Source organism: Neisseria sp. P0022.S010 (genome assembly GCF_051956635.1).
The window spans coordinates 1-5,104 of record NZ_JBQCXF010000205.1; the positions used below are offsets into that span (position 1 = coordinate 1).

A 5,104-nucleotide genomic window follows, 5' to 3' on the forward strand; every position below is an offset into this window, starting at 1 on the left:
TTCTTCGGCCATGATACATCCTTTCAATGGATTGAGGAGTGGAAAGATTTATAAAGATAGCATCTTTAAACGGATAAACCAAGCAGTACAAATCTGCCTTGTGATAATGCCATGACTTGGAACAATAAATTTGCTTGTAAAAGCGTTCAGGCCGTCTGAAAAAATCCAAAGAGGAGTGTTGGTTTTTATGGTTTGAAATGGCAACAGAAAGATTTAAGAATGCTTGATTTGAAGGGATAAACTGACATTGAATTCAAAAAACAATACAATGTTATCATCATCTGGAAACAGCCAATTTATCGGAGTATATATGTATTCATACCACAGCGAACGCCATTTCAGCGACCGCAACAGCTGGCTTCGGGCAAGCGTATTGGGTGCCAATGACGGCCTGATTTCCACTGCTTCTCTATTGACGGGCGTAGCCGCAGCCGCGCCAGATTTCCAAACCCTGCTGTTGACGGGCGTTTCGGCGCTTATCGGGGGCGCGGTGTCAATGGCGGCGGGGGAGTATGTTTCCGTGTCCAGCCAATCGGATACGGAAAAAGCCGATTTGCACAAAGAACGCTACGAATTGGCAAATAATCCTGATGCGGAGTTGGAAGAGCTGACGGAAATTTACCGCCGTCGCGGTTTGTCCGACCCGCTCGCCGCAGAGGTGGCCAAAGCCTTGATGGAACACGATGCGCTCGCCGCCCACGCGCGCGACGAAATCGGCATTACCGAAACATCTGCCGCCCAACCCATGCAGGCCGCTCTGGCTTCTGCCGCTTCATTTTGTGCCGGCGCGATTTTACCTTTACTGGTCGCATTGACAGCTTCTAGTGCCATTGTTCCGGCCTTGGCAGTTTCCACTTTATGCGGACTGGCAGGATTGGGCTATGTCTCCGCCAAACTCGGCGGCGCACCTGTTGTCCCTGCCGTTTTGCGCGTGTGCTTATGGGGCGTAGCGGCATTGGCGATAACCGGGTTTATTGGAAAATTGGCGGGTGTGGCCGTCTGAATGCAAGGCCTTATATTCTTTTAAACCTGTATCCAGTAAAATTGAAAATATATTTGATCGCTAAAGGCCGTCTGAAAATTTTTCAGACGGCCTGTGGTGCTTGTATTTACTTATTACAAACTGTTTTGTCATGACCTATCCGATTCCCAAACCCCGTGAAAAATCCCGTTGGCTCAATCTGTCTCAAGGCTCGTTGCCCTTGGCTTTGGCACGTTATCTGCCGCATAAGCGGCTCAAAGTCGTGCTGACCCAAGATGCGGAACAGGCGTTGCGCCTTCAGACGGCATGGCGGTTTTTCCGTCCGCACGATACGGCGGTGTTCCTGCCGGACTGGGAAACGCTGCCTTACGAGCGTTTTTCGCCGCATCAGGATTTGGTGTCGGAGCGGCTCTCGGCGTTGTGGCAGATTAAGAGCGGCGCGGCGGACGTGTTGTTCGTACCGGTTGCCACGGCGATGCAGAAGCTGCCGCCCGTGCCGTTTCTGGCGGGGCGCACGTTTTGGCTGAAAACGGGGCAGACTTTGGATATAGGCCGTCTGAAAACCGATTTGGTGGACGCGGGCTACAACCATGTTTCCCATGTTGTCGCGGCGGGCGAATTTGCCGTGCGCGGCGGGATTGTCGATTTGTTCCCGATGGGCAGCGAGATGCCTTACCGCATCGATTTGTTCGACGATGAAATCGACAGCATCAAAACCTTTGACACCGACACGCAGCGCACCATCTCCCCCGTTTCCGAAATCCGCCTGCTGCCGGCGCACGAGTTCCCCACCGACAGCGAGGCGCAAAAAATCTTCCGCAGCCGCTTCCGCGAGGAAGTCGATGGCAATCCGAACGATGCCGCCGTGTACAAAGCCGTCAGCAAGGGCCACTTCGGCGCGGGCGTGGAATATTATCTGCCGCTGTTTTTTGAAAACGAGCTGGAAACGCTGTTTGACTATATCGGCGAAGATGCGTTGTTTGTTTCATTGGGCGACGTTCACGCCGAAGCCAACCGCTTTTGGAGCGACGTCAAATCGCGTTACGCCATGGCGCAGGGCGACGAAAATTATCCGCCTTTGCTTCCACAGCATTTGTATCTCTCTTCCGACGTATTCGCAGGCCGTCTGAAAAACTACGGACAAGTGCTGCCCGATGTTTCCGGCAAGGAACACACCCTGCCCGACCTTGCCGTCAACCGCCAATCCGACGAACCGTTGCAGGCATTGAAGGATTTTCAGACGACCTTTGAAGGACGGATTTTGCTGTGCGCCGAAAGCTTGGGACGGCGCGAAACCATGCTCGGCTTCTTGCAGCAAAACGGTTTGAAGGCCAAACCTGTGTCCGACTGGCAGGGCTTTTTATCGGCACACGAGCCGCTGATGATCACGGTCGCGCCGTTGGCATACGGGTTCAAACTGGGCGGGCTGCAATCCCCGAACCAACAGCAACCCACTCCCGCCTCTGAGGGAGAAGGCAAAGCGGTTACCGACCAAACCGAATTTTCCGCAACCGCAACAAACCCTCTCCCTAGCCCTCTCCCGCAGGAGAGGGAACAAAGTGCAGCCGCCATTTCAGACGACCTAAAAACCGAAAGTAGCCTGCACCCCGTCGAAAATAGTCTGCACGAGCAAATCCGACAGCAACCTGCTCCCACCCCCGTGGGGGAAGGTTGGGGAGAGGGCAAAGCGGTTGCCGACCAAACCGAATTTTCCGCAGTCGCAACAAACCCTCTCCCACAGGAGAGGGAACAGAATGCAGCCGCCATTTCAGACGACCTGAAAACTAAAAGCAGCCCGCATCCCGTCGTAAATGATCTGCACGGGCAAATCCGACAGCAACCTACTCCCTCCCCCGTGGGGGAGGGTTGGGGAGAAGGCAAAGCAGTTGCCGCTCAAAGTGCCATCGCCGTCATCACCGAATCCGAGCTTTATCAATACGTTGCCCGTTCGCGCGTCCACGACCGCCGCAAGAAACACGCCGCCGTTTCAGACGGCCTGTTGCGCGACCTTGCCGAAATCAACATCGGCGACCCCGTCGTACACGAAGAACACGGCATCGGGCGGTATATGGGCTTAGTAACGATGGATTTGGGCGGCGAAACCAACGAAATGATGTTGCTCGAATACGCGGGCGAAGCGCAGCTTTATGTGCCTGTTTCGCAACTGCATTTAATCAGCCGCTACTCCGGCCAGGCGCATGAAAACGTCGCCCTGCACAAGCTCGGCAGCGGCGCGTGGAACAAGGCGAAGCGCAAAGCCGCCGAAAAAGCGCGCGACACCGCCGCCGAGTTGCTCAACCTCTACGCCCAACGCGCCGCCCAATCGGGACACAAGTTTGAAATCAACGAGTTGGACTATCAGGCGTTTGCCGACGGCTTCGGCTACGAAGAAACCGAAGACCAGGCCGCCGCCATCGCCGCCGTGATTAAAGATTTGACGCAGGCGAAGCCGATGGACCGCCTTGTGTGCGGCGATGTCGGTTTCGGCAAAACCGAAGTCGCCCTGCGCGCCGCGTTTGTGGCGGTGATGGGCGGCAAACAGGTTGCCGTACTCGCCCCGACCACGCTTCTGGTGGAGCAGCACGCGCAAAATTTCGCCGACCGCTTCGCCGATTTCCCCGTGAAAGTCGCCAGCCTTTCGCGTTTCAACAACAGCAAAGCCACCAAAGCCGCGCTGGAAGGCATGGCGGACGGCACAGTCGATATCGTTATCGGTACGCACAAATTGGTGCAGGACGACATCAAATTCAAAAACTTAGGTTTAGTGATTATCGATGAAGAACACCGCTTCGGCGTGCGCCAAAAAGAGCAGCTCAAACGCCTGCGCGCCAATGTCGATATCCTCACCATGACCGCCACGCCGATTCCGCGCACCCTCAGTATGGCGCTAGAAGGTCTGCGCGACTTCTCGCTGATTACCACCGCACCCAGCCGCCGCCTCGCCGTGAAAACGTTTGTCAAACCCTTCAGCGAAGGCAGCGTGCGCGAAGCCGTGTTGCGCGAACTTAAACGCGGCGGGCAGGTATTTTTCCTGCACAACGAAGTGGATACCATCGAAAACATGCGCGAGCGGCTGGAAACCCTGCTGCCCGAAGCCCGCATCGGCGTGGCGCACGGACAACTGCGCGAGCGCGAGTTGGAGCAAGTCATGCGCGACTTTTTGCAGCAAAGATTCAACGTATTGCTCTGTTCCACCATCATCGAAACCGGCATCGACATTCCCAACGCCAACACCATCATCATCAACCGCGCCGACAAATTCGGACTGGCGCAACTGCACCAGCTTCGCGGGCGCGTCGGCCGCAGCCACCACCAAGCCTACGCCTACCTGCTCACACCCGAATACATCACCAAAGACGCAGAAAAACGCCTCGACGCCATCGCGGCGGCAGACGAACTCGGCGCAGGTTTCACCCTCGCCATGCAGGATTTGGAAATCCGCGGCGCAGGCGAAATCCTCGGCGAAGGACAGTCCGGCGAAATGATACAGGTCGGCTTCACGCTCTACACCGAAATGCTCAAACAAGCCGTGCGCGACCTCAAAAAGGGCCGCCAGCCCGACCTCGACGCACCGCTGGGCATCACCACCGAAATCAAACTGCACAGCCCCGCCCTGCTGCCCGAAAGCTACTGCCCCGACATCCACGAACGGCTCGTCCTCTACAAACGCCTCGCCGTCTGCGAAACCGTGCAGCAAATCAACGCCATACATGAAGAACTCGTCGACCGCTTCGGCCTGCCCGAACAACCCGTCAAAACCCTCATCGAAAGCCACCACTTACGGATTGCGGCAAAAGAACTGGGCATCGATGCCATTGATGCGACCAGCGAAGCGGTAACGGTAACCTTTGGCAAAAACAACAATGTCGATCCAACCGAAATCATCCTGCTGATTCAGAGCGACAAAAAATATCGCCTTGCCGGAGCGGATAAGCTGCGATTTACCTCAGAGATGGAAAATATCGAAGTACGGATTAATACGGTGAAGAACGTATTGAAGACTTTGAAAGAAAGGGTGATGGTTAAGTAAAGGATGAAGAAAAAAAGGCCGTCTGAAAAAGGTGTAGGCTGCTTTTTAAGGCATTGAAACAGCAAAAAAGTAGTCTGCACTAGGCTATATTG

At 55.1% G+C, this 5,104-nt stretch carries 2 protein-coding genes; both read left to right on the forward strand.

The window, feature by feature from the left end; all coding sequences use genetic code 11:
* Positions 1–310 precede the first annotated feature (310 nt).
* Complete coding sequence (locus tag ACTHUT_RS13725; protein WP_250600258.1) at positions 311–1,003, forward strand: VIT1/CCC1 transporter family protein; 693 nt, start codon at positions 311–313, stop codon at positions 1,001–1,003.
* Positions 1,004–1,133: 130 nt separating this feature from the next.
* Complete coding sequence (gene mfd / locus ACTHUT_RS13730) at positions 1,134–5,012, forward strand: transcription-repair coupling factor (protein ID WP_440418901.1); 3,879 nt, start codon at positions 1,134–1,136, stop codon at positions 5,010–5,012.
* Positions 5,013–5,104: the final 92 nt, after the last annotated feature.